The sequence below is a fragment of the Rhodococcus sp. 06-156-4 genome (genome assembly GCF_002259345.1).
GTDB classification, from domain to species: domain Bacteria; phylum Actinomycetota; class Actinomycetes; order Mycobacteriales; family Mycobacteriaceae; genus Rhodococcoides; species Rhodococcoides fascians_E.
The window spans coordinates 35,752-60,057 of record NZ_NPGB01000036.1 but is presented as its reverse complement, the minus strand read 5'-3'; the positions used below and the strand labels follow the sequence as shown (position 1 = coordinate 60,057).

The following is a 24,306-nucleotide window of genomic DNA, read 5'->3' as shown; positions in this document are numbered from 1 at the left end:
ACTCGACAGAGCCGCTGCCCACTTTTCATTTTCAGGTCGCAAGGGTCGTAACGAGAATAGCGACCACGGCGACGAGCACAGCGATCACCGCTACAGCGAGCGCCCACTTTGCGATCGACAGACTCGACTTCGCGGCGTCCCTGCTGTCTTTGGCAATTTGGCGGCTGTCCTCTGCGATCTGTAGCTGTTGCTCGGCCAGCTCGACAGCGCGTTCTCGGTCGGCGACTTCACGTGCTTTTTCCTCGCGTTTAGCTTTGGCGACTTCTTCAATCTTTCGGTTGGTCTCCTGCATCCGCCTCGACTCTTCCTCGGCAGAGTGTCGGAACGCTGCGGTGAGGTCCGGTGACTGCATGAACTGTTCTTGCCAGTTGTTGAAGAATCGCGATGAAGAGTCCTTGTCATCTGTCATCGGTGCAGATTAAACGATGGTTGCCGGACCGATTAACGATCGACGGACTAAAGGCCTGGCTTGTCCTGGACCCCCCAAGGCTCCCGCCAAATTTCCGACCCCACGGTGTCCGCTCCACGCCTGATAGCCCCGCGCCGGAGAGGGCGCGTGGCTATGCAGTATCGCCACCCGTTCGGGGATCAGTCGAACGGACGGTGCCCTGGGCCGGGTCTCCGGGGATTTACAAAGGGGTCACAGTCAACCGGGGCAGGCTGGTTTACGTCGGGCGCTGCCAGAGAACGACGTCGAGCTGGTGGGCTATGTGTCGTAGTGGGCGCGCATCGCGCGACGCACGATCACCTGAGCTTCGGCGATGAAGTAGCGCATGTGCTCGCGCTCGTCGCCTGAATCGTCGACTTCGGCGATGCCCGTGTCGTACTTGGCTGGGTTGGAGGCCGCGGCTAGAGCGGCGTCGAGTTCGTGGATCGCGTCGAGTAGACGCTGCTCGGCACTCACTGGCCGGTCCGGCAGGCGTAGCAGCGGACGGGGACCGGCGGTGCCGGCGGGTGTACGGTGCCCAGCGCGCGGTCGCATACATTGCAGCGCAACGTAACTCGGTTGTCGGCATCTGCCGATATACTGTCGGTAAGGCTCATGGCGGATAGTCCCCGTCGTGGTCCGAGGCCCTGGTCGGTGTTGGAGCACCTACCGGGGCCGAATTATTGGCGTCACAGGCGCGAATCCGTAAAATCGGAGTTTCTCCGGACATTGGTTCTGGGGTTGGTGGCGACCCACTCCCCGGATCAGTTGAACCTGGTCCTCGTGGACTTCAAGGGTGGCGCGACGTTCGCCGGGCTCGAGGACGCGCCGCACGTCGCCGCCGTGATCACCAACCTGTCCGACGACCTCGCACTCGTGGACCGGATGAAGGATGCGCTGGCCGGTGAGATGAACCGCCGTCAGGAACTCCTCCGAGACGCCGGTAACTTCGCCAACGTCACGGACTACGAGAAAGCCCGATCGTCCGGCGCGGCCCTGGCGCCGATGCCCGCACTGTTCATCGTCGTCGACGAATTCTCGGAGTTGCTCAGTCAGCAGCCGGAATTCGCCGATCTCTTCGTCGCCATCGGACGTCTCGGGCGATCGCTGCACATGCACCTGTTGCTGGCCAGTCAGCGACTCGAGGAAGGCAAGCTTCGCGGGCTGGACAGCCACCTGTCGTACCGGATCGGATTGAAGACGTTCTCGGCGAACGAGTCTCGGACGGTCCTGGGGGTTCCCGACGCCTACCACCTGCCGGCGCAACCCGGCGCGGGCTACCTCAAGTGCGACTCTGCCGAGATCATGCGGTTCGCGGCGTCCTACGTGTCGGGTCCGTACGTTCGTCCGCGTACGGCACGTCAGGTGAACGGACGTACGGACGTCGACATCGTTCCGAAGCTGTTCGGTGCGTTCCCCGTACCGGTTTCGCCCGGCGACCGGGCGCGCGAGGTGGAGGAAACGCACCCGGTCGACACCGCGGACCTCCTGGCGGACGGCGCCACGAGCGTGGACGACACTCAGGACGTCCGTACGGTTCTGGACGTCGTCGTCGAACGTGTTCGTGGGCACGGTAACCCGGCTCACGACGTCTGGCTCCCTCCGCTCGACCGGTCGCCGGCGCTCGACAGCCTGGTCGGAGCCACGGATCCGGCGGCGCTCGCCCAGCGACCGGCGACGCTGCGGGCACCGATCGGCATCGTCGACCGACCGTTCGATCAGCGCCGAGATCTCCTGCAGGTCGATCTGTCCGGCGCACAGGGGCATCTGGCGATAGTCGGTGGTCCCCAGACCGGAAAGTCGACTGCCGTGCGCACTCTGATCATGTCCATGGCGTCGACGCACACGCCGGAGCAAGTGCAGTTCTACTGCCTCGATTTCGGCGGTGGAACCCTCAACGCATTGATCGACCTCCCTCACGTGGGCTCGACGGCGAGCAGGCTCGACGTCGATCGTGTTCGTCGCACGGTCGCCGAGGTGACGTCGGTGATCAGTCGCCGTGAGCGTCTCTTCCGCCAACGGGGTATCGATTCGATGGCCGAATTCAGACGCCGACGGACCGAGCATCCCGTCGATCCCGAGGATTCGTTCGGAGACGTGTTCCTGGTCATCGACGGGTGGGGGAGCATCAGAACGGATTTCGAGCCGCTGGAGCAGCAGCTCGCCGCCGTCGCCGCGCAGGGGCTGTCGTACGGCGTCCATCTCGTCGTCACTGCGACGCGGTGGGCCGAGATCCGGCCCGCGACGAAGGACCTGATCGGTACTCGAATCGAGCTCCGTCTCGGTGACGCATCGGACTCGGAGTTCGGACGGGTCAAGGCGGCCAGGGTGCCGGAGAACAGGCCCGGCCGCGGAATCACGAAGGACGGGCTGCACCTGCTGATCGGCCTACCGCGCCTCGACGGTGCGTCGTCGACCACGGATTTGGGCGCAGGAATCACCGCTGCGCTGCGCAGTGTTTCGGCTCGATACGGCGACAGAGCCGCTCCTGCCGTACGCATGCTTCCGGACAGCTTGCCCCTCGCGGACCTCAGGCGGGTACTGGTCGGTCGATGGCCGCGGGTGCGCGGAGACGTCGCGGAGCTGTGGGTTCCGCTCGGCATCGACGAGGCCGAACTGAAACCCGTCGCGATCGACTTCGCCGAGCAAGCCCACTTCCTCGTGTTCGGAGACACCGAATGCGGAAAGACGTCGTTGCTGAAGTCCATCAGCTCCTCACTCGTGGAAGCGAACACGCCTCAGCAGGTCAAGATCATCTTCGCGGACTATCGACGGACGATGCTCGGTCTGGTGGACACCGATCATCTGGCCGGATACGCCGCGTCGCAGCCGGTTCTGACCACCATGATGACCGAGCTGGCGTCCAAACTGGCCGAACGCATGCCAGGCCCGGACGTCACGTCGCAGCAACTTCGCGAACGGTCGTGGTGGACCGGGCCGGACATCTTCGTGATCGTCGACGATTACGATCTCGTGGCCACCGCGTCGGGAAATCCCCTGACGCCGTTGACGGAATACCTTCCGCACGCGCGAGACATCGGCCTGCACCTCGTCGTCGCGCGGCGGTCCGGCGGAGCCTCGCGGACGATGTACGACCCGGTGATCTCGCGCATCCGCGATCTCGTGTCACCGGGGTTGGTGATGAGCGGCTCTCGTGACGAGGGCAACCTCGTCGGAACGGTCAAACCGTCGCCGATGCCGCCGGGACGGGGAATGTTGGTGGACCGGCGTGGACAGTCGCTCGTGCAACTGGCCTGGTCCCCGGCATGAGAGTGCGGGCCGCCGACTCCGCTGGAACCTATGCCGCAGTTCACCTCGGTGAGGATTGCGTGTCCGTGCTGGTGAGTTCGGCGGCCGGAGTGCAGTGCACCAGGTTCGACATCGCGCTGACGATGGACGAGGGCACCCTGCTCTTCCTGCGCTCCGATCCGCCGGACGTGGCAGCCGAGCATGCAGCGGCCGTCTCCGAGACCGAGCGGCGACCGTGGTCGTTCGTCGACGACGAAGCCGTACTCGTCGGATCGACCGTAGTGCCCACGGCTCGCGTGTTCGGCGGAATCGTGGGCGACGCACTCGCACGGTCCGGCGTCGTGGGCCACGTGGACCTGCTCGAGATCGCGTGTCCGTCGGCGTGGGGTGACGCCCGCCGCGACGTCGTACGGCGAGCCGTCCGTTCCTCGGCCGGTGAGGTGACGGTGATCGACTCCGCGACGGCGGTCGTTCGATCGCTCGGAGAGCGTGCCCCCGAGACTGCTGTGGTCGTCGAGGTCGACGATCTCAGCTCGGTCGTCGTCGGTCTCGATCGACGGCGAGACGAGCCGGGGGTCGACGGGCAGCCACACGGCTACGTTCGCGATGTGCGCTGGGACGCGGTGGGCAGCAGAGACATCGATGTCGACGCCGCCGCGAGCCGCTCCGTTCTCGACCGTGTGGCTGCTCTCGTCGCGGCCGAACCCAGGCGTGGACGAGTCGACGTTTTCGTCCTCTCGACGACAGGCGACGAACCCGTCCTGCCCGGACTCACCGGACCCGGCGTCGGCGAGCCAGCGTCGGACGACCTGCACGCGTATCGGATTCACCGTGCGACGGGTCCGACCGTCGTTCGATCGATGGCGGCCGCCGTCGGACTGTCGGATCCGGGTGACGCACCCGGGGATTCGTACCGTTCGGCAGACGCGGGCTCGGCGTACGAGCCGGCCGCGGACACCCCCGACTGGGCCAGTCCGTTCGCAGCAGACATCTACGCGGCCGGGGTGCGCGGTGAAGTGGGGGCCGGTGACTTTCGAGTAGATCCCACGGTGCACCCGCCGGTGCCGTTGGGCCGAGCCGCGGCGTGGTTGACCGAGGCGACCGCGCCGTCGCCTCCGACGCGCCGTGTTCCCGCGCCGGCTGTCGGCGCGCTGGCTCTCGTCCTCCTGCTCGGCGGGCTGGTGTTCTTCGTGTTCCGCGCGGAGAAACCTGTACCTTCCGCCCAGCCTGTTTCCGCCCAGCCTGCATCCTCTCGACCCGTCCCGGCAGTGGCGCCGACGTCCGAGCCGCCGGTAGCCGGATCGTCGACGCGGGCCGCCGAGCGCTCGACGCCCGTGTCGACACCGAATTCGACGCCGGACCCGGTCTCACGGTCGGAGTTCGGGAGAGTCAGTATCGCCGGGCCTGCGACCTGGACGACGCGCAGCGAGCAGACGCGAATTCTGTTGATACCGCCGGACTTTCCCGAGCGGCGGATCGTCCTCTCCTCGACGGAACTGACACCGGGTGCATCGTTGGATTCGGTGGCCGAGGATCTGCAGCGACAACTCGACGCGCGCAGCGACGACGGGTCGATCGTGGAATTCACCGCCGCGACCGATTTCGGTGAGCGAGTAGGAATCTCGTACGTGGAGAACCCGCCCGACGGCTCGACGGTGCAATGGCACGTCTTCGTCGACGGCGGGCTGCAGGTCAGCATCGGATGCCAGAGTTCTGCGGGCTTCGCGGACGCGTTGATCGACGACTGTGCGCGGGCGGTGTCGAGCCTGTCCGTCTCGCCGGCTCGGTAGATTCGCACATCGCTTCGAAGATTCTTCGGATCCGATGGAACCGAACCACCGGCCGGGTGCGTCCAATCAGATGTAGGGGGAGATCTGCTGGTACGCCATGGCGAACCGGTGCCTCGACCGAGCATTCACCAGAGTGCTCGACACCGATGAACACGAAGGGGTCGACATGGCACAAACCGATATTCAGACCATGCTCGCAGTGTCTGCAAAGGTCGACGGCCTGCGAGGCGAAATTCACGATCTGCTGTCCGCGCTGCGCGGCGATGTGAACCACGCGGCGTCCGGTATCTGGCAGGGTTCGGCATCGACGACATTCGCCCAGGTCATGACCAACTGGGATTCCAGCGCCAACAAGCTGGAGAACGCTCTGTCCGGCATCGGGGAGTCGATCAAGACCAGTGGTGTGCAGTACGACCAGTCGGAGCAGGACAACACGTCTCAGCTCAACTCCGTCGCGAGCAGCTTGAACCTCTGATCGCTCGCGCTCGGCTCTCGAACGTACGGACCAATCAACTCGTCGGCCTGAAGTCGATGGACACGAATGCGAGGAAACGATGACCAGCGGTGAAATCAAGTACAACTTCGGTGCGATCGGCGATCTGGCCGGCGGCATGACCACCAAGTGGTCGCAGCTCAACGAGAAGCTCGACGACGTCAAGTCGTCCATCCAGCCGCTCGTCGCGACGTGGCAGGGTGCCGACTCCGATCAGTACCAGGTCAAGCAGAACGAGTGGAACGCTGCGCAGGCCGAACTCAACGGCGTTCTGCAGAGCCTGATCGGCGCGGTGAACTCCGGCAACCAGCGGATGCAGGAGCAGGAAGCGGCCAACCGCGCGCGCTTCTCCTGATCTTCGTCGTCCATTCGGCCCCGACGTCCTCGCGACTTCGGGGCCGAATTGCGTGTGCGCCGGACTGTCGGTGACGCGGGGGTTTCCATCGAACGCCGCGCGATGTTCACTGGACCGCGTGACGGATCAGCTGGGCAGGATCGAGGAGGCGAGGTCGGTCGTCGCTGCTCGGCTGGAGTCTCTGCGGTCTCAGTTCGCCGCGATCGTCGAGGGCTCACGGTGGTCCACCGACGACGACGAACACGACCCGGAGGGTTCGACCATCGCGTTCGAGCGTGCCACGGTCGCGTCGCTTGCCCGCGATGCGGAATTGGAGTTGCGCGAGCTCGATGCAGCCACGGAACGCGTGGCGTCCGGCACCTACGGGATCTGCGAACGGTGCGGAGAATGCATCGCCGACGCTCGTCTCGACGCATTGCCCGCGGCACGCCGCTGTATCCGGTGCGTCCGTGCACGGTGAGTCGGGCGCACCTTCCGGTCGACGGGCGTTTTGACCTGGGGGCCACGCAGCCGGTATCGTCCCTCGTTGGCGTGTATGGGAACGCCGCGCACAATGCTGCGCGGCCGACTCCTTGATCTCGGGTCTCAACTGGCCGCCGAGGTCATCAATACGTCTTGGCCAGCAGCGACATCATGAAGACAGGACTTTTACGTGTCTACATACAGCCCGAAGGCCGGGGACACCACCCGGACTTGGCATGTGATCGACGCCACGGACGTCGTGCTCGGACGCCTTGCCGTCCAGGCCGCGACTCTGCTGCGCGGCAAGCACAAGCCGACCTACGCACCCAACGTCGACGGTGGCGATTTCGTCATCATCGTCAACGCCGAGAAGGTTGCCATCAGTGGCAACAAGCTCGACGGCAAGTTCCACCACCACCACTCCGGCCACCCGGGCGGACTGAAGTCGCGTTCGACTCGTCAGGTGTTGGAGAACAACCCGGACCGTCTCGTGGAGAAGGCCGTCAAGGGCATGATCCCCAAGAACAAGCTCGGTAATGCAATCGCGGGCAAGCTCAAGGTGTACGCGGGACCGAACCACCCGCACGCAGCTCAGCAGCCCGTTCCGTTCGAGATCAAGCAGGTGTCCCAGTGACGGCGCCGGAGGGAAATGACGTGACGTCGCAGGAAATCCCAGAAGAGGCAGTGGAGATCGCCGCGGACGAGTTCGTCTCCGTGGAAGAGCCCGAGGTCGTCGAGGAGATCGAGGCAGCTGCCGCCGCTCCCGCGCCCATCCTGTTCGACCGCCCGGTTCAGACCGTCGGCCGTCGTAAGGAAGCTGTCGCTCGCGTCCGGTTCGCTCCGGGCACCGGCGGATTCAAGCTCAACGGCCGCAGCCTAGAGGACTACTTCCCGAACAAGGTTCACCAGCAGCTCATCAAGGCTCCGCTGGTGCTCGTCGATCGTGCGGAGTCCTTCGACATCGTTGCACTGCTGCACGGTGGCGGACCGTCCGGACAGGCAGGCGCGCTGCGTCTGGCCATCTCTCGCGCCCTGATCGAGGTCACCCCCGAGGATCGCCCGCCGCTGAAGGCTGCCGGCTTCCTCACGCGTGATGCTCGTGCAGTCGAGCGTAAGAAGTACGGCCTGAAGAAGGCACGTAAGGCGTCGCAGTACTCCAAGCGCTGACGCGCCGCACAGTTCTACCCGCGAGGGCAGGCGTCCACGAAGTATCGGATGCCTGCCCTCGCGGCGTTTGTTCGACAGTTCTACATTCGAGCGGAGCCTGCGGAGCGACCGCATGCTCCATTCGAGCGGAGCCTGCGGAGCGACCGCATGCTCCATTCGAGCGGAGCCTGCGGAGCGACCGCATGCTCCATTCGAGCGGAGCCTGCGGAGCGACCGCATGCTCATTTCGGCGAAGGGGGACATGCCCGCATGACTCGACTGTTCGGTACCGACGGAGTACGGGGGCTGGCCAACGACCTGCTCACCCCCGAGTTGGCGTTGAAGGTGGCCAAGGCTGCGGCCGCGGTTCTCGCGCCCAGCTCGCCGGGTACGACTCCCGTCGCGGTGGTAGGACGTGATCCTCGTGCGAGCGGCGAAATGCTCACCGCTGCAGTCACTGCCGGGCTCACAGCGTCCGGAGTGGACGTCGTCGACGTCGGGGTTCTTCCCACGCCCGCAGTCGCATTCCTCACCGCAGACCTCGGTGCCGCACTCGGTGTGATGATCTCGGCATCGCACAATCCCATGCCGGACAACGGAATCAAGATCTTCGCCGCGGGCGGCCACAAGCTCGACGACGATGTCGAGGATCGAATCGAAGCGCACATCGCAGGCGATTTGCAGGGCGCCGCGCCGACAGGTGCAGGAATCGGCCGCGTCCGCGCATCGTCGGACGCCGCGGGTCGATACATCGCGCACGTCGGACGTGCGTCGACTCATAGTCTCGACGGGCTGACCGTTGTCGTCGACTGCGCGCACGGGGCGGCCTCGGTGGTTGCACCCGCGATCTATGCGCAGGCAGGTGCCGACGTGATCGCCATCAACGCCGACCCCGACGGTCTGAACATCAACGACGGGTGCGGATCGACTCACATGGAGGACCTGCAGAAGGCCGTCGTGGAGCACGGCGCCGACCTGGGAATCGCACACGACGGCGACGCCGATCGGTGCCTCGCCGTCGACTCGACGGGTGCGATCGTCGACGGCGACGCGATCATGGCCGTCCTTGCCGTCGGTCTCAAGGACGCGGGCGTCCTTACCGACGACACGCTGGTTGCCACCGTGATGAGCAACCTTGGCCTGCACATCGCGATGCGCGAGGCAGGGATCTCGGTCCGTACCACCGCGGTCGGTGACCGGTACGTGCTCGAGGAGCTGCGGTCAGGCGGATACGCGCTCGGTGGCGAACAGAGCGGGCACGTGGTGATTCCGTCGTTCGGTACCACCGGCGACGGCGTTCTGACGGCCTTGCTGTTGATGGGGCGGATGGCCGAGACCGGACGTTCCTTGGCCGACCTGGCATCGGTGATGACGACGCTGCCTCAGGTGCTGATCAACGTGAAGGTGTCGGACAAGCGCGCTGTCGCGTCGGCCCCGGCTGTTCTGGATGCGGTGTCCGAGGCGGAACGGATCCTGGGTGACTCCGGGCGAGTCCTGCTGCGCCCCAGTGGAACCGAGCAGTTGGTGCGGGTGATGGTGGAAGCTGCCGAGGTGGATCTGGCGAACCGGCTCGCCGAGGATCTGGCGAGCCGGGTCGGCCAGGTCTGACCGGTGGTCAGGCCGTCAGTTCCCGTAGCTTGGTCAGCTGCGCGACGCGGCCGGCGGTGTTCTCGGCAAGTGGCGCTACGTTCAGCGTGGTGACCCCGGCTTCGGCGAACGCGGCGACACGCTCCTTGACGTAGCTTTCGGGACCGATCAGGTTGACGGCGCGGACCAGCTCGTCGGGTACAGCCGCCGCGGCCTCCTCCTTCTTTCCCGCGAGGTAGAGGTCCTGGATCTTCTCGGCTTCGGCCTCGTAGCCGTATCGCTGCGCCAGGTCGTTGTAGAAGTTCTTGCCCTTTGCGCCCATTCCGCCGATGTAGAGGGCGAGATGCGGCTTCACCCAGGGCAGGAACTTCTCGGCGTCGTCACCGATGGCGAGCGTCGGGCTCGCGAACACCTGCAGGTCGCCGAGCGACGGATCGCGCTTGGCCTTGCCTGCGGCCAGGGCGTCACCCCAGACCTGCTCTGCCTTCTCGGGGAAGTAGAAGATCGGCTGCCAGCCTTCGGCGATTTCGGCCGTCAACTCCACGTTCTTGGGTCCCAATGCTGCGATGACCACGGGGATGCGTTCGCGCACAGGGTGATTGATCAGCTTGAGTGGCTTTCCGAGACCGGTGCCCTTCTCGGCGGGAAGGGGGATCTGGTAGTACTTGCCCTGGTGTTCGACCTTCTCGCGGCGCCACACCTGGCGGCAGATGTCGATCACTTCCCTGGTCCGAGCGATCGGCGCGTCGTATTTGACGCCGTGGAATCCCTCGACCACCTGAGGTCCCGATGCGCCGAGGCCCAGAACGAACCGGCCGTCGGAGACGTAGTCCAAGCCGGCTGCCGTCATCGCCGTCAGCGACGGCGTGCGGGTGTAGATCTGGAAGATGCCCGACGCGATCTTGATCGTCGACGTCTTGGCGGCGAGGAACCCGAGCTGGCTGACGGCGTCGAACGAGTACGCCTCGGGGACGAAGATGATGTCGACCCCGGCCTTCTCCAGCTCCGCGACCTCGGCGACGGTCTCGTTGAACCCGCCCGAATAATTCAACATGGTTCCGATGTGCATGGGACTCCTCGCAGGTAGGTGCTATCCGATGTCGAGTCTTTCCGCTGGCTCACTGTGACCCGGCGGGTTCTTGTTATCGGACGATACCTGGGCACGGTGGAACCGAATGTTCTCGGGCTGCGTCGAACAGAGAAGGAGCACCGAACGGGTGCCGAGCAGTTCGTCGACATGGGGGAACGTCCGAGTATGGAAATCGACATCGAGAAGGTCGGTCGGGTGGCGGTGGAGTTGGACGCGTCCTCCCGGACGGTGGCGGATGTAGCTCTGGTGGCGACGACACTGTCGTTCGGGCCGGCCGCGGCCGGTCGTGACTACGGCGACGTCGGTCTGCGCATCGCCGCAGGGTACGACGGCGTGGAGACGGGAATTCGGCGGTGGAGCGAGACCGTCGAGGACAATGCGGTGTCCCTGCGTGCCGTCCTCGACGCCTACCAGGCCGCCGACGGCCGGACGTCGTGGGCGATCGCGACCGCGGAAGGTCCGCGGTGAGTCCCACCGGACGCAGTGTCGACGAGATCCTCGACGCGGGGGCAGTGGGCCTTCTGTACTTCGAGAGGTACCTGCCGATCCTGCACCGACTCACAGCCGACACAGCGTGGGCGTACCCGGCCCTGTGCGCGCGGTACGACCAACAGCGTGGGCTCGACCTGGCGGTACTGTCCGAGGACGCGCGGCTTCTCGGCGACGGCGTCGTGTCGGCTCGGCGAGAGCTCGACAAGCAACGCGCACTCTTGGGCGACCTCGCTCAGGCCTGGGTCGGCTCTGCCGCGGAGTCCGCGGTTGCCGACATCGCATCGGACACGACGTTGGCCGATCAGCGTGTGCTCGCGACCGAACAGCTGGCACAGGTGCTCGGTCAGGCCGCCGAGAGGATTCGCGGAGCGGTGGAGCAGAAGGCGTCGGAGACGGCCCGGTTCGATCCGACCGTCGCGTCCGAGTGGGGAGCGATCGACGGCAAGATGCTGGAGATCGTCGAGCGTATCGACACGGTCGCGACGGTGGACCTTGCGGACCCGACGTCGTTGGATCGCGCGAAACAAGCCGCGGATGCGCTGGTGGACATGCTGCCGGTGTTCGACTGGCCTGCATCCAACGGACCGCTGTCTGCCGACTCCGCACCACGGAAGTTGATGCAGAACGCTCGGGACGTGTGCGACGAGTGGCTGCGCACGGTTCTGGTTCCCGTGGTCTCGGCTGCGTGCCGAACCTTCACGGACATCTGCTCATCCATCGATCAGGCAGTGCGGGACCACCTGACGACCGTGGCACTGGTCGCCGAAGCCGTTCGGTCCGAGCCGTTCCCGTCCGCCCCGCAGCCCCCGTGGGGTTGCGACGGTCCGAACCGACGAGCAGACGGGGGAGGGGGCACCCAGACCCTGCCTCCCGCTCAGCAGAACCCTCCCGATCCTCGGCACGACGGAGTGGTCCTGCCGGCACGCGTGCAGGAGTTCGGGCCGGACGTCGTCGACAGCCAACCGGGATCGGCTCCGATCACCCCTGGAAACGTCGCCGTTCCTGGCGATCCCGCCACCTCCGGTGAGCGCCGGATCGATCCGTCGGAGATACGCGCCGGTCTCGAGTCGCTGCTCGGTGAGGTTCCGAGCGGCAAGGACATCATCGCCGCCATCGAGCGCTCCGGCGCCGAGATGGTCGAACGTACCGAGGCGGCAATCGAGGTTCTTCTCGATCGTCTGAGCTCACCCGACGGCGTCGGTGAAAACCTTTTGCCGCCAGCGGAATCGAACGACGCACCGCGAAGCCCGGGGCCGTCCGATGCGGGCGACCCAGCCGACACGACCGAGCGGAATCGGCCCGACGAACGACCGGATCCATCCGTCGCACAGAATCATCCGGTCTCCCCATTCGCTCCCGGACCGCCCGTCATGCCGCCACCCGTTGCGGGCGGCGACGTCGAACGTGGACATGTCGAGGCTGCGTTCGACGGGCACAGTGCTCGATTGTCGTTGGCGCACAATGGGAATGTGGCGTTGCAGCTCGGAACTCCCGACGGCGAGAGTCGTCGTTTCGAACTGAAGCCGGGACCGTTCGGTCTTCCGATCGTCGAGTGCACGACGAACCCGGAGCCTCCCGCTCCCGCACCGGGGCCACCTGCGCTTCCACCGGAAGCCACCGCGCTCCCCTCTGAATCCGCCGCGTCCGGAACCGGGCAGGCGCCTGCGCCGGACCTCCCACCAGCACAACTACCGACACCCGAACCGCCGACACCCGAACCACCGACACCCGAACTACCGGTTACTTCAGAGCCGGACATGCCCGCACCCGCACCCGCTGGTTCCGGTGCTCGTCTGACCCAGGCGGGCCCCCTGTGACCCAGGCGGGACCGTCATGAATCAGCCCTTTCTGGATTCGGGCCGGTGGTGGCGGGAACGAATGGACCGCGCATCCCTGGAATGCGCGGAATCGATCGAGGCCGCGGGCCGCGGATACGAGGACGTCGTCAGACGTGTCCTGACGCGTGACTTCGAGGCGGACCCGGTCGCGGCGGCAGCTACAGGGCCCTCGCCGGGGTCCGACGTACATCGGCCCGCGTCGTGGGAGGAGGACGAGTACCGTACGGCGTCGTTCCTGACACCAGCGCAGCACGACCGCACTGTCCGGCCGGTGACCGGGCAGGACCGCAGCGACGGACAGAACGGACAGGGAGATCCGCACCAGGCGGAGACCAGGAGTTGGTTGGTCTGACCCGGCGGCGGTTCCGCAGCGAGTTCAGCGGCCGATCACGCCACGGATCGCGGTCAACGGGTTGGGCTTCGGCTGGTCCTGGACCGGCGCGTGCGGATCGACGACTCGCGTTCCCTTCAGCTCACCCGCTCCGGCGAGTTCGGCGTACTGCTCTTCGCCGGTGAGGTGGAACAACAGGAACGCGGTCAGGAGAGCGCGGGTGGTTCGGACGGTCGACTTCTCCGTCCCGCCGACTCCGAGGGGGCTCAGCAGTCGCCGGCCCTCGACGATTCCGTCGGACGACGCCTTGTCCAGACGCCGGAACGTCGTGGGGGAACGCAGTGCACCTGCGAGAGACACGGTGTTGTCGTTCAACGAGTCGGCCAGGGCCGCGTCACCCAGGACGATGCTCGGGATGTCGAGCGTCGCTGCCGCGTCCTCGGCGCTCGGTGCCGACGGCGCCGGGTACAGAGCAGCGACGGCCTTGACGTCCGATCGCGCTGCAGCGGTGAGTACCGCGATGCTGGCGCCCATGCCGTGGCCGGCCACCGCCAGTTTGTCCGGGTGAACGCTGATGTCTCCGGTTCCGAGCCGCACTCCGGTGACGATGTCGAGGGTTGTGGCGAGGTCGGCTGCCAGCCCGCGGTGTGACGGAACCGGTCCGCGCTCGGTGTCCGGAGCGGCGGCGACGATGCCCCACGACGCCAGGTGCTTCAGCGTGTCCGCGTACCGTTCGGCACTCAACAGCCAGCCGTGGCCGAACGCGACCGCAGGCAGGTTGTAGCCCGTGGCCGGGGTGAACACGACGCCGGGCTGGCCCGCCAACGCGAGGTTGCCGCGGAGCACTGGGTGAGGACCACGTTTCCCGAGCTGGGCGGCGAGCTTCTTCGATGTCGACACAGCGGCAACGCTATCGGATCGGAGCGGAACTACGTGGGTACGGGGCAGAGAACGAGCAAGCGCCACGCTGATCGGGGTCCGGTGGCGGGTACCCTGAACCACCATGTGTGGAATCGTGGGATATGTCGGCCACCGCCCGGCGTTGGGTGTTGTCGTCGAGGCGCTCAGGCGCATGGAGTACCGGGGCTACGACTCTGCAGGCATCGCCATTCTGGACGGAAACGGCAACACCGCAGTCGAACGCAAGGCCGGTCGTCTCGCCAATCTCGAAGCGGAGCTCGACGAGGTCGGTGCGGAGAAGTTCGTCGGAACGTCGGGCATGGGCCACACGCGATGGGCAACGCACGGGCGGCCGACGGACCGGAACGCGCATCCGCACCGCGACGTGAGCGGCTCGGTGGCGGTCGTGCACAACGGCATCATCGAGAACTTCGGCCCCCTGCGCGCCGAGCTGGAGTCCACGGGCGTCGAGTTCTCCTCCGACACCGATACCGAGGTGGCGGTTCACCTCGTCGCCGCGGCGTATGCAGACGGCCCGACTGCGGGTGACTTCGTCGAGAGCGCCAAGAGGGTTCTCCGTCGACTCGAGGGCGCGTTCACGCTGGTCTTCACGCACTCCGATCATCCGGACACCATCGTCGCTGCTCGTCGTTCCACTCCGCTCGTCGTCGGTGTCGGCAAGGGTGAGACGTTCCTCGGATCGGATGTCGCGGCGTTCATCGAGCACACGCGTGACGCGGTGGAGCTCGGTCAGGACCAGGTGGTCGTCATCACCGCCGAGGGCTACACGATCACCGATTTCGACGGGAGCCCTGCAGAGGGCCGCCCCTTCCACATCGACTGGGATCTCGCTGCCGCCGAGAAGGGCGGTTACGACTACTTCATGCTCAAGGAGATCCAGGAACAGCCGGCCGCCGTCGCGGACACGTTGCTCGGTCACTTCGAGAATCGTCGGATCGTCCTCGACGAGCAGCGACTGTCCGATCAGGAGTTGCGTGACGTCGACAAGGTGTTCGTGGTCGCCTGCGGAAGCTCGTACCACTCCGGCCTGTTGGCCAAGTACGCGATCGAACACTGGACGAGGCTGCCGGTCGAGGTGGAACTGGCGAGCGAGTTCCGGTACCGGGATCCGGTGCTGGACAGGTCGACGCTGGTGGTGGCCATCTCCCAGTCCGGCGAGACTGCGGACACATTGGAAGCGGTGCGGCACGCGAAAGAGCAGAACGCCAAGGTACTGGCTGTCTGCAACACCAACGGATCGCAGATTCCTCGGGAGGCCGACGCGGTCGTCTACACCCGGACCGGACCCGAGATCGGAGTGGCCTCGACCAAGGCCTTCCTCGCGCAGATCACCGCGAACTATGTCGTCGGACTCGCGCTCGCCCAGGCCCGCGGTACCAAGTACCCCGACGAGGTCGCTCGCGAGTACGCCGACCTCGAATCGATGCCGGAGCTGGTGCAGCGAGTGCTCGACACCGTGGAGCCGGTACGGGTGCTCGCGCGCGAGCTCGCCCACACGCCGACGATCCTGTTCCTCGGCCGGCACGTCGGATATCCCGTGGCACTCGAGGGTGCGCTGAAGCTCAAAGAGCTGGCCTACATGCACGCGGAGGGATTCGCCGCGGGTGAACTCAAGCACGGCCCCATCGCGCTGATCGAGGACGGCGTGCCGGTCATCGTCGTGATGCCGTCGCCGAAGGGCCGCGCGGTCCTGCACTCGAAACTGCTGTCCAACATCCGCGAGGTCCAGGCTCGCGGTGCGCTCACCGTCGTCATCGCAGAAGAAGGGGACGAGGCAGTCAGGCCGTTCGCGGACCATCTCATCGAGATCCCCGCCGCTCCGACCCTGCTGCAACCGTTGCTCTCGACGGTTCCGCTGCAGGTGTTCGCAGCCGAGGTGGCACAGGCTCGCGGATACGACGTCGACAAACCTCGGAACCTCGCGAAGTCCGTCACCGTCGAATAGATCCGGCAGGAAGGCATCGTGCGCAGCTACTACACACCCGACCAGGTTCGTGACGCCGAGCGTCCGCTGATGCAGTCACTGCCCGACGGTGCCCTCATGCGGCGTGCCGCGCACGGACTGGCCGGGGTGGTCGCGGCGGAACTGCACAGCAGGACTTCCGGGGTAGTCGGGCGCAACGTGTGCGTGCTCGTCGGATCGGGGGACAACGGCGGCGACGGGCTCTGGGCGGGCGCGATGCTGCGACGTCGGGGCGTGGCGGTCAGCGCTGTGCTGCTCAGCCCGGAGCGCACGCACGCAGCCGGTCTCGCCGCGTTCCGCCGCGCGGGCGGGCGGATCGTGGATTCGCCCGGTCGGCCGGACGTCGTCGTCGACGCCGTGGTGGGGATCTCCGGTCGTGGACCGCTGCGGCCCGAGGCCGCCGACGTGGTCTCGCGCGTGTCGGCTCCGATAGTGGCGGCCGACATTCCGAGCGGTGTCGATCCGACAACCGGTGCGGTGGACGGCCCGGCCGTCCGAGCCGACGTGACGGTGGCCTTCGGTGCGCGCAAGCCGGCCCACGTGCTGGCCGTCCCATACTGCGGCAGAGTCGACGTCGTCGAACTGGGCCTGAAACTCGGATCGCCGTACCTGCGAGCATTCGAGCCGCCCGACGTCGGTGCTCGATGGCCCGTTCCCGCCGCGACCGACGACAAGTACACGCAGGGAGTCGTCGGGGTCCTCGCGGGCAGCGCGCAGTACCCGGGCGCTGCGATCCTGTGCTCCGGAGCCGCGGTCGCTGCGACGTCCGGGATGGTCAGATACGTCGGAAGCGCTGCGGCGGACGTGGTAACGCACTATCCGGAAGTCGTGGCGGCAACCGGAATGAAGGAAGCAGGACGGGTTCAGTCCTGGGTGGTCGGCCCGGGATTCGGCACCGACACCTCGTCCCGTGACGTGTTGTCGCAGGTCCTGACGTCGGACCTGCCCGTCGTCGTCGATGCCGATGCTCTCACGATCCTGTCGTCGTCGCCGGAGCTGGTTCGCGGACGCACCGCGCCGACGCTGCTGACCCCGCATGCCGGTGAGTTCGAGCGTCTGACCGGTGCGGCTCCCGGCTCCGATCGGGTCTCTGCCGTGCGGGAACTCGCGTCGACGTGGGGTGTGAGTGTTCTTCTCAAAGGTCGCGCAACCGTGATCGCGGGTCCCGACGGTGCCGTGGTGGTGAGCGATGCCGGCGGGTCGGCCGCGTCGACGGCGGGCTCGGGCGACGTGCTGGCCGGGATTCTGGGTGCCCTCCTGGCATCCGGACTGGACACGGTCACCGCGGCAGCTTGCGCGGCGCGGGTCCACGCTTTGGCCGCCGCGACAGCGGCACACGGTCGCGGCGGCGAGTTCGCCGCTCCGATCTCCGCGAGTCCGCTGCTGGGGGCAGTGTCCGACGCAATCCGAACTGTTCGTTCGGTCACAGGGCGTGCGTGATCGTTCACAGATCTCCACGGACCCGATGCACGATCGCGTCGCAGTGGTGGCACTATCGGGTGCTGTGGACAACGTGAGTGCGTCAACGGTGGATGCCGAGGAAGCGGACACCGGTGCGGGCGGGTCGGTGACGATCGACCTCGCAGCAATCGCGCACAACGTCGGTGTGCTTCGTGAACACGCGGAGAACGCCGCAACGATGGTCGTGGTGAAGGCGGACGGATACAACCACGGTGCCGTCCAGGTGGCGCGGACTGCACTCGCGGCAGGTGCCTCCGAGTTGGGAGTCACCACGGTGGGAGAGGGCATCGCACTGCGTGATGCCGGGATCACGGCGCCCATCCTGTCCTGGCTGCACCGTTCGGACACCGATTTCGCGCCCGCACTGACGGCCGGGGTCGGCATCGGAGTGTCCTCGCGCGCACAACTCGCCTCGGTCGTCGACGCCGCACGCCGCGTCGGTACCACCGCGGCAATCACGCTCAAGGTGGACACCGGACTCAACCGCAACGGGATCGAACCACAGGACCTCGACGACGTGTTGACCGTCCTCGGCGGCGCGGTCGCCGAGGGGTCCGTTCACTTTCGCGGCATGTTCTCGCACCTCGCGTGCGCCGACGAGCCCGGGCATCCGCTGAACGACCAGCAGGCGATGGTGCTGCAGGAAAGCGTCGTCAGGGCCGCAGCGGCCGGTGTACGACCCGAGATCGTTCACCTGTCCAACTCCGCCGCCACCGTGACACGGCACGATCTCCGCTTCGACATGGTCAGGCCGGGAATTGCGATGTACGGACTGTCGCCGATCCCCGAACTGGGCCAGTTCGACCTGATCCCGGCGATGACGGTGTCCGCGCAGGTGGCGCTGATCAAGAAGGTGCGGGCAGGAGACAGCGTGTCCTACGGCCACACGTGGACGTCACCCGAGGACACCGTCGTGGCGCTGATACCGATGGGCTACGCCGACGGTGTGCGACGCACACTCAGCGGTCGGTTCGACGTCACCATCGACGGCAGACGGTATCCGTCGGTCGGGCGAGTCTGCATGGACCAGTTCGTCGTGAATCTCGGACCCGACGGCGGATCCGTCGTCGAAGGCGACACGGCGGTGCTGTTCGGCGCCGGCGAGAACGACGCCCCCGTAGCGCAGGAATGGGCCGACGTACTGGACACCATTCACTACGAGGTGGTCACCGGGATAGGCGGACGGGCACGCAGACGCTACGTCGGGTCCGACTCGGCGTCGACCGAGCGACATGCCGCCGACACGACCGAGGAGGTTGCTCGGTGAAGTTGGCCGAGAGCTTCGGGATCTTCGGCAGTGTCGGGATCGCGCTGCGCGAGACTTTGCTGAGGTCCAACAAGGACCCGCTCGCAGGCGAGAACCTCGAGCTGATGGACGCCGACCGAGGATCGATCGTCATCGCCGACGACGGAGTTCCGCTGGCCGTGCGGGAAGTCGGGCCCACCGACGCGCCCATCACCGCAGTGTTCGTCCACGGGTACTGCCTGCGGATGGCGTCGTGGCACTTCCAACGTCAGGCGCTCGAGCAGGAGTGGGGCTCGAAGGTGCGCATGGTGTTCTACGACCAGCGAGGACACGGCAAGTCCGGGATCCCGACGCCGGAGAGTTGCACGATCGCCCAGCTCGGCCTCGACCTCGACGCGGTCATCCGCGCTGTCGCGCCGCGAGGACACCTGATGCTGATCGGGCATTCGATGGGTGGGATGACCGTCCTGTCCATGACAAGGCAGAAACCCGAACTGGTCCGTGAGCGGGTCGTCGGGGTCGGATTGATCTCGACGACGGCGGCAGGCCTGGCGGAGACAGGGCTCGGTCGCAGCCTCGACAACCCGGTGGTCGACGCGTTCCGGCTGGCCGTACGCACCTCGCCGGGCGTCGTACAGTTCGGCCGCGGCGCGGCGAAGACGCTCATCGCACCGGTTCTGCGCGCGGCGTCCTACGGAACGCGAGTGAGTCCGCGGCTGGTGGATTTCTCGCAGAAGATGATCGACGACACCTCTGTCGTGACCATCGTGAACTTCCTCGAGACGTTGGAACTGCACGACGAGAGCGATGCGCTCGCCGAGCTGCTGCGCATTCCGACGACGGTCGTGTGCGGCGACGACGATTGGATCATTCCGTTCGACAGTTCGGTTGCGCTCGCCGATGCACTTCCGGAAGCCGAGATGGTGCGGATTCGTCAGGCCGGCCACCTCGTTCAGCTCGAATTCCCGGACAAGGTGAACGCCGCACTGGTGCGGCTCGGAACCCGAGCCATGGAGCTGAGGGCACAGCGTCGATCCGGTAGGAGGGGCATTGTCTGACCTCACGGACCCGGGCGCGGACACCGACACGGACATGTTCGACGGCACCGAGCGCCTTCTCGAGACGGCGACCGACACCGAAGCGTTCGGACAGCAACTCGCCCGGCACCTGACCGCCGGTGACCTCGTTGTTCTCGACGGCCCCCTCGGTGCGGGCAAGACCGCGATGACACGCGGCATCGCGGCGGGTCTCGGCGTCCAGGGACGTGTCAGCTCACCGACGTTCGTCATCGCTCGCGAGCATCGACCGGGCCGGCGGGGCGAGGGCCTCGATCCGGTGACGTTGGTTCACGTCGACGCGTACCGACTGGGGATGACCGGCGAATCCGCGCTCGACGAGTTGGATGCGCTCGACCTCGATTCCGACCTCGCAGACGCCGTGGTCGTCGTCGAGTGGGGAGAGGGATTGGTGGAGAAGTTGGCCGATTCCCACATCTCCGTGCGCATCCGTCGTGATCCGGAGTCCGACACTCGTCGTGTACAGGTGCGGCGGATCGCCCAGCACTGACCCGCCGTGCTCGTGCGGGTACTCTGAGATACCGTGCTCGTTCTCGCCGTCGATACCTCCACGCCCGCTGTGACCTCCGGTGTCGTCCGATTCGAGGGCGGTGTCGCGCACACCCTCGCAGCCCGAGTCGTCGTCGATGCCAGATTGCACGCTGAGGTGTTGACGCCCAACATTCTCGAATGCCTCGCCGAGGCAAACCTGACGCCTGCAGATCTCGACGCCGTCGTCGTCGGCGTCGGCCCTGGTCCGTTCACCGGCCTGCGCGTCGGAATGGCAACCGGCGCGGCATTCGGTGATGCACTCGGCGTCCCGGTGCACGGCGTGTGCAGTCTCGATGCCATCGCGGTGCAGGTCGACACCGTGGCCGAGCTGCTCGTGGTCACCGACGCACGCCGCCGTGAAGTCTATTCGGCGCGGTACCGAGCCGGCGTGCGAGTGTCGGGCCCGGACGTGGGTGCCCCCGCTCTGGTCGATCCCGGTGACGCAACCATGATCGCCGGATCTGCGGGGCATGTCGGATTGTTCGATCTCCCTGCGGCAGAAGCCGAGTCGCCCACACCCGCGAGTCTGGTCCTGACGGCAGCCGACGGTTTGACGTCGGGAATCACCCCCGAGCCGTTGATCCCGCTGTACCTGCGCAGGCCCGATGCCAAGACGATCGCCGAGCGCGAGGCCGCAAAGGCAGCAGGCCGATGAGCGTCGACATCACCCCGATGGTCCGGTCGGATGCGCCGCGGTGCGCCGAACTCGAGGGCATCCTGTTTCCGGGTGACGACCCGTGGACCGAACAGGCGTTTCTCTCCGAACTCGCTGCGCCGCACAATCGTTACTTCGCGGCGCGAGAAGACGGAGAGCTTCTGGGGTACGCCGGAATCGCGTTGCTCGGACACGGCACCTCGGCGGAATCCGAGGTGCACACCATCGGTGTCGACCCGAGCGCGCATCGCCGCGGAATCGGTGGCGCCCTCATGGACCGACTGCTGAGCGAAGCGGATGCTCACGGCGGTTCGGTTTTTCTCGAGGTGCGCACCGACAACACACCCGCGATCGAACTGTACGTCCGAGAAGGCTTCGTGGTGGTCGGCACCCGCCGCAACTATTACCAACCCAGTGGCGCAGATGCTTACACGATGCAACGGCCCGATCCGAGGGCAGGTGCAACCGCATGAACGTGATGGGGATCGAAAGTTCCTGTGACGAAACAGGAGTCGGCATCGTTCGATGGAAGGACTCGGGAGTGTGCGAACTCCTGGCCGACGAGGTCGCCTCCAGTGTCGACGAGCACGCGCGCTACGGCGGCGTCGTTCCAGAGGTGGCGTCCCGCGCGCACCTGGAAGCAATCGTTCCGACGATGCGGCGTGCGCTCGCCGCGGCCGACCTGGATCGACCGGACGCGGTGGCCGTCACCATCGGACCCGGTCTCGCCGGAGCGCTTCTGGTGGGAGTCGCTGCAGCGAAAGCCTATGCGGCTGCCTGGGGTGTGCCGTTCTACGCGGTGAATCACCTCGGTGGACACGTCGCCGTCGACACGCTCGAACACGGGCCGATGCCGTCCTGCGTGGCGCTTCTGGTCTCCGGTGGCCACACACATCTTCTGCACGTGAACGATCTGGGCGAGCCCATCGTCGAGTTGGGGACGACCGTCGACGACGCCGCGGGGGAGGCGTTCGACAAGGTGGCCCGGCTGTTGGGCCTGGGCTACCCGGGTGGTCCGGCTCTGGACGACGCTGCGCGGCAAGGGGATCCGACCGCCATAGCGTTCCCTCGGGGTATGACCGGACCGCGCGATGCTCGATACGACTTCTCGTTCTCCGGGGTCAAGACGGCCGTGGCCCGATTCGTCGAAGCCAGGCAGCGAGCGGGAGACGCCGTTCCTGTCGCCGACGTGGCCGCCTCGTTCCAGGAGTCGGTCGCCGATGTGTTGACGATGAAGGCCGTGCGCGCCGCGACCGACGTCGGTGTCGACACCATCGTCCTCGGTGGTGGCGCCACGGCCAACTCACGCATTCGATCTCTCATCGGGTCGCGCTGTGAGCAAGCAGGTTTGACGCTCAGGATTCCACGACCGCGGCTGTGCACCGACAACGGTGTCATGATCGCGGCGCTCGGCGCCCACCTCGTCGCGCGAGGGGCCGAGCCGTCGGATCTGCGGGTGGCCACCGACCCGGGACTGCCCGTGTCCACCAGTCGGGTCACCGCTGCCCGATAGCGAACTGTCCGGTCACGCAGTCGGCGTCGTCGCTCCGCCGGCCGTATCCGATTGTGTGGTCGACGACGTGCTCGGAGCGCGCGACGGCGTCGGTTGCGCAGTGTCCTCGTCCGAAGCCCCGGCGTTCGGCGGGGGCGACCACACGGTGGTGGGAGGGCTCAAGCCCGGGGTCGTCGGCGTTCCGTTGACATCGGTGGTCGGGATACTCCCCGGAGTCGACGGAGGAGGGCTGAGTTCGGTGGACCCACCCGGTGCCGAGGTGGGCGGCTGAGGTGTTGTCACTGGCGGCGTCGTCACCGGCGGGGTGGTCACCGTCTCGCCCGGATCGTCGGTCGGCGGGGAGTCCACTCCGCCGCCGGGCGGTGATGTCGGAGACTGCGGCGCGGGCCGGGTCGTCGACTGCTCCGGCGGGCTGGCCGGCCACGGTATGACGGGGAGATCGGGAGCCGGACGCAGCGACGGCGTCGTCGATGGTCGGGTGGTGCTGCCCGACGTGTACTGCGTCGAGTCGACGACCGGCGGCCGAGGAGAACCGGTGCTGGGCGCGGCCGAGGAGCCGCGGGTGCCGGTCGGCGGCGCGCCGATCGGGTTGTCGTCTCCGGCGGGAACGTTCACGGCCTCGACGTCCTCGGACGTCGTTGCGGCCGAACCCGCGGGCGAAACGCCGGAATCGTTGCTGGGAGTGAGAGTCTGGATTCCGTAGGCCAAGACGATTCCGCCGACGAGCAAGGCCCCCGCGAGCGCAGTGCCGTAACGGCCGAACGACCGCGCACTCGAACCTCTACCGTCGGTGACGGTAGGAAAACGTCCTGGGGCGGCGTGCAACGCAAGCAGGGCCGCGCCCTGCGCGAGGACGGTGTCCGGGTCGGACGGGAGGATCACCGGAAGATCCAGCACCGACACGAGAACGGCGCGGATGGACGGGATGCGGGCCCCTCCACCGATGAGGACGACCGCCTCTGCATCGGCACCTGCGGATGCCGCGACTCGGCGTGCGAAGTGTCCGACCTTCACCACGTGTGGACGTAGTGCGGTCTCGAACTCGTCCCGGCCGTCGTCGCTTCCACCGCGTTCGAGAAGATCCCACTCCAGACGGTCCGCGAGATCACCGCCGAACTGCGACGTGCGTTCCGCATGGCGAACCTCGCCGGAGGCTGTGTCGATGACCGACGTGGTGGTCCCGGTGGCGCCGACGTCGACGACGGTCACCGTCCGGTAACGCGCGATCGAGCCCGCATCGTCGAGAAACGCATGCGCGGCGGCCGTCTCGGGCACGAGTACGACGGTATGGGTGGAGCGTCCGCACGCCGACCTGATGGATGCGGCGTGGTCCTCGGTGCGGTGGGTGACCGCGATGGCCTCGGGACGAACCCGCTCACCCGTGTGGGCACCGACGCCGTCGGGCGGCGGAGCGAGGGCCAGCACGACATCGATTGCCGACGCGACCAGATCGCCGACGTCGGTGTTGACCTCGCTGTCGGCGGAGACGGTGCGGTATTCGACCGTGCGGGAACCGTTGTCCTCTTCGATGACCAAAGCGGCACAGACGACCTCGGTGCCGGTGGATACGCCGATGGCAGTCCTCACCGTCCACCTCCCGTCCTGTCGGTCCCGTGCTGTGCCTGCGTTCGCTTCTTACGTCCGGTGGACATATCGGAGTCTCGTTATCTTAACGTTACA

The 24,306-nt window shown here is 66.7% G+C and carries 23 protein-coding genes and 1 pseudogene; 19 read left to right on the top strand and 5 right to left on the bottom strand.

Features of this window, described 5'->3' with window-relative positions:
• Nucleotides 1–31: 31 nt before the first annotated feature.
• Nucleotides 32–409 (bottom strand): hypothetical protein, encoded by a 378-nt coding sequence (locus tag CH290_RS25155; RefSeq protein ID WP_033189911.1) that lies wholly within the window; start codon nt 407–409, stop codon nt 32–34.
• Between the two features lie 297 nt (nt 410–706).
• Nucleotides 707–904: a hypothetical protein gene (locus CH290_RS25150; RefSeq protein ID WP_033189912.1), complete on the bottom strand. Its 198-nt coding sequence runs from the start codon at nt 902–904 to the stop codon at nt 707–709.
• A gap of 225 nt (nt 905–1,129) precedes the next feature.
• Here CH290_RS25150 and eccCb point away from each other — a divergent pair.
• The 8 genes and pseudogenes from eccCb to glmM all read left to right on the top strand — a co-directional run.
• A pseudogene (gene eccCb / locus CH290_RS25145) lies at nt 1,130–3,697 on the top strand (type VII secretion protein EccCb); the annotation flags it as partial.
• Nucleotides 3,694–5,466 carry a type VII secretion-associated protein gene (locus CH290_RS25140; RefSeq protein WP_033189913.1) on the top strand — a complete coding sequence of 591 codons (1,773 nt, stop codon included), beginning with the start codon at nt 3,694–3,696 and terminating at the stop codon, nt 5,464–5,466. The pseudogene eccCb and the gene CH290_RS25140, both read left to right, overlap by 4 nt.
• Before the next feature lie 166 nt (nt 5,467–5,632).
• The gene (locus CH290_RS25135; RefSeq protein WP_230593817.1) at nt 5,633–5,941 is read left to right on the top strand and encodes a WXG100 family type VII secretion target; all 309 of its coding nucleotides are present in this window, start codon (nt 5,633–5,635) and stop codon (nt 5,939–5,941) included.
• A 79-nt stretch (nt 5,942–6,020) separates the two neighbouring features.
• Nucleotides 6,021–6,314, top strand: coding sequence for a WXG100 family type VII secretion target (locus CH290_RS25130; RefSeq protein ID WP_019663588.1), 294 nt, complete (start codon nt 6,021–6,023; stop codon nt 6,312–6,314).
• A 118-nt stretch (nt 6,315–6,432) separates the two neighbouring features.
• Nucleotides 6,433–6,774 (top strand): TraR/DksA family transcriptional regulator, encoded by a 342-nt coding sequence (locus tag CH290_RS25125; RefSeq protein WP_019663589.1) that lies wholly within the window; start codon nt 6,433–6,435, stop codon nt 6,772–6,774.
• Between the two features lie 192 nt (nt 6,775–6,966).
• A complete protein-coding gene (gene rplM, locus CH290_RS25120; RefSeq protein WP_019663590.1) occupies nt 6,967–7,410 on the top strand; it encodes a 50S ribosomal protein L13 in 444 nt (147 codons plus the stop codon).
• Nucleotides 7,407–7,943 (top strand): 30S ribosomal protein S9, encoded by a 537-nt coding sequence (gene rpsI / locus CH290_RS25115; RefSeq protein WP_019663591.1) that lies wholly within the window; start codon nt 7,407–7,409, stop codon nt 7,941–7,943. The genes rplM and rpsI overlap by 4 nt, the downstream gene beginning before the upstream one ends.
• A gap of 249 nt (nt 7,944–8,192) precedes the next feature.
• A complete protein-coding gene (glmM, locus tag CH290_RS25110; RefSeq protein ID WP_033189914.1) occupies nt 8,193–9,530 on the top strand; it encodes a phosphoglucosamine mutase in 1,338 nt (445 codons plus the stop codon).
• A gap of 7 nt (nt 9,531–9,537) precedes the next feature.
• Here the strand turns inward: glmM and CH290_RS25105 are convergent, their stop codons facing one another.
• Complete coding sequence (locus CH290_RS25105) at nt 9,538–10,578, bottom strand: LLM class F420-dependent oxidoreductase (protein ID WP_020111143.1); 1,041 nt, start codon at nt 10,576–10,578, stop codon at nt 9,538–9,540.
• Between the two features lie 96 nt (nt 10,579–10,674).
• On the opposite strand from CH290_RS25105, the gene CH290_RS25100 reads away from it, so the two are divergent.
• Genes CH290_RS25100 through CH290_RS25090 form a run of 3 tightly spaced genes read left to right on the top strand, consistent with a single transcriptional unit; the run spans nt 10,675 to nt 13,281 of the window.
• Nucleotides 10,675–11,067, top strand: a complete 393-nt coding sequence (locus CH290_RS25100; protein WP_033189915.1) for a hypothetical protein — start codon at nt 10,675–10,677, stop codon at nt 11,065–11,067.
• A complete protein-coding gene (locus tag CH290_RS25095; RefSeq protein WP_230621038.1) occupies nt 11,064–12,908 on the top strand; it encodes a hypothetical protein in 1,845 nt (614 codons plus the stop codon). The genes CH290_RS25100 and CH290_RS25095 overlap by 4 nt, the downstream gene beginning before the upstream one ends.
• A gap of 16 nt (nt 12,909–12,924) precedes the next feature.
• Nucleotides 12,925–13,281, top strand: coding sequence for a hypothetical protein (locus tag CH290_RS25090; RefSeq protein WP_230595861.1), 357 nt, complete (start codon nt 12,925–12,927; stop codon nt 13,279–13,281).
• A gap of 24 nt (nt 13,282–13,305) precedes the next feature.
• On the opposite strand, the gene CH290_RS25085 is transcribed toward CH290_RS25090, so the two are convergent.
• Nucleotides 13,306–14,160, bottom strand: coding sequence for a dienelactone hydrolase family protein (locus tag CH290_RS25085; protein ID WP_033189918.1), 855 nt, complete (start codon nt 14,158–14,160; stop codon nt 13,306–13,308).
• Between the two features lie 103 nt (nt 14,161–14,263).
• Here CH290_RS25085 and glmS point away from each other — a divergent pair, with 103 nt between their 5' ends.
• Genes glmS through tsaD form a run of 8 tightly spaced genes read left to right on the top strand, consistent with a single transcriptional unit; the run spans nt 14,264 to nt 22,626 of the window.
• Entirely contained in the window at nt 14,264–16,126 is a 1,863-nt protein-coding gene (gene glmS / locus CH290_RS25080) for a glutamine--fructose-6-phosphate transaminase (isomerizing) (protein WP_026347516.1), read from the top strand.
• Nucleotides 16,127–16,144: 18 nt separating this feature from the next.
• Nucleotides 16,145–17,584 carry a bifunctional ADP-dependent NAD(P)H-hydrate dehydratase/NAD(P)H-hydrate epimerase gene (locus tag CH290_RS25075; protein WP_033189919.1) on the top strand — a complete coding sequence of 480 codons (1,440 nt, stop codon included), beginning with the start codon at nt 16,145–16,147 and terminating at the stop codon, nt 17,582–17,584.
• Complete coding sequence (gene alr / locus CH290_RS25070) at nt 17,577–18,872, top strand: alanine racemase (RefSeq protein WP_020111137.1); 1,296 nt, start codon at nt 17,577–17,579, stop codon at nt 18,870–18,872. The genes CH290_RS25075 and alr overlap by 8 nt, the downstream gene beginning before the upstream one ends.
• Nucleotides 18,869–19,909, top strand: coding sequence for an alpha/beta fold hydrolase (locus CH290_RS25065; protein ID WP_019663601.1), 1,041 nt, complete (start codon nt 18,869–18,871; stop codon nt 19,907–19,909). Before alr ends, CH290_RS25065 begins: the two co-directional genes overlap by 4 nt.
• A gap of 34 nt (nt 19,910–19,943) precedes the next feature.
• Nucleotides 19,944–20,417: a tRNA (adenosine(37)-N6)-threonylcarbamoyltransferase complex ATPase subunit type 1 TsaE gene (gene tsaE / locus CH290_RS25060; protein ID WP_026347517.1), complete on the top strand. Its 474-nt coding sequence runs from the start codon at nt 19,944–19,946 to the stop codon at nt 20,415–20,417.
• Between the two features lie 33 nt (nt 20,418–20,450).
• Nucleotides 20,451–21,113 (top strand): tRNA (adenosine(37)-N6)-threonylcarbamoyltransferase complex dimerization subunit type 1 TsaB, encoded by a 663-nt coding sequence (tsaB, locus tag CH290_RS25055; protein WP_020111136.1) that lies wholly within the window; start codon nt 20,451–20,453, stop codon nt 21,111–21,113.
• Nucleotides 21,110–21,586: a ribosomal protein S18-alanine N-acetyltransferase gene (rimI, locus tag CH290_RS25050; RefSeq protein ID WP_019663604.1), complete on the top strand. Its 477-nt coding sequence runs from the start codon at nt 21,110–21,112 to the stop codon at nt 21,584–21,586. Before tsaB ends, rimI begins: the two co-directional genes overlap by 4 nt.
• Nucleotides 21,583–22,626, top strand: coding sequence for a tRNA (adenosine(37)-N6)-threonylcarbamoyltransferase complex transferase subunit TsaD (gene tsaD, locus CH290_RS25045; RefSeq protein WP_019663605.1), 1,044 nt, complete (start codon nt 21,583–21,585; stop codon nt 22,624–22,626). The genes rimI and tsaD overlap by 4 nt, the downstream gene beginning before the upstream one ends.
• Nucleotides 22,627–22,638: 12 nt before the next feature.
• Here the strand turns inward: tsaD and CH290_RS25040 are convergent, their stop codons facing one another.
• Complete coding sequence (locus tag CH290_RS25040) at nt 22,639–24,213, bottom strand: DUF7159 family protein (RefSeq protein ID WP_033189920.1); 1,575 nt, start codon at nt 24,211–24,213, stop codon at nt 22,639–22,641.
• Nucleotides 24,214–24,306: the final 93 nt, after the last annotated feature.